This window comes from Rothia gullae, from assembly GCF_024294905.1.
In the GTDB taxonomy this organism is placed as follows: Bacteria; Actinomycetota; Actinomycetes; order Actinomycetales; family Micrococcaceae; genus Rothia.
On sequence record NZ_JANCOC010000009.1, the window covers coordinates 104728 to 105660 of the forward strand.

1 protein-coding gene is annotated in these 933 nt (G+C 67.1%); it reads right to left on the bottom strand.

Features of this window, described 5'->3' with window-relative positions:
• Positions 1–195 precede the first annotated feature (195 nt).
• Complete coding sequence (locus NML54_RS06770; RefSeq protein WP_254756888.1) at positions 196–783, bottom strand: arsenic metallochaperone ArsD family protein; 588 nt, start codon at positions 781–783, stop codon at positions 196–198.
• Positions 784–933 lie beyond the last annotated feature (150 nt).

The window sequence follows — 933 nt, forward strand, 5'->3', positions numbered from 1 at the left end:
GGGCGGCGGGGCGCACCCCCAACACCACTGCACGGCGCCCCCCCCCCCCCCCCCGGGGGGGGGGGGGGGGGCCCCCCCCCCCCGCAATAAAACCACCGGGGGCCCGGCCCCCCAACCCCGCGGGGGGGGCCACCGCTCTTTGCTATGTAGTTTAGAACCGGGCGAGCCGGGCGCTCATTGCCGGCAGGGGCGGGTTTACTTGCCGCCGCAGCCGCAACCACCGCATCCGCAGCCGCCGGACTTCACAGCCACCGAACCAGAGGTGGGGATACCGTCGCCGGTGTCGCCACCCATGAGGTTCACGCGGTTACCAATCTCGGGGCCGCCGACCGGCTGGGGTACCTTACCCGCCAGGGTCGCCGCGAAACCGGCGGGCTCCGCCAGGGGGCTCAGGTTCGGAATCATCGACGCCGCCGGGGAACCGGAGGGGCCGCACGCAGCCGCTGCCGCGTTCGCCTTCGGCTGGGCGACCAGGTGGGCGCGCGCAAAACGCTTAATCTGCTCGGCGGTCGGGTACGCGAAGGACACCTTCACCTCACCGTTGACCAACATGAGCGGCAGAACCTCGCGGCCGTTCATCTCAATCTGCTCCGCCACGGGTGCGCACTCTTCGAATGCGGACGGGTAGGAGTCGGTGGAGTACACCTCAATGTCCACGCCCGAATCCAGCGCCTCCTGCGCGGCGCCCAGGAACTCGGAGCGCTCCATATCCTGCGGATCCTCCGGGTTCTCGCCGGGGCCCGGAATAAATACTTCAAGAACGGTCTCAGCCGCTTCAGTCATCAGTTTCAGCCTTTTCTCTCTTATGGGCACCGGCTCGGGGGGGGGGGGGGGGGGGGGGGCCAGGCATTAAAAAAGTTTAAGGGCCCCCAAAACGGGGCAAAATTGGTAGTTTAATTTCCCCATGTGGGGATTTTTTGCAAAATTCGAAGC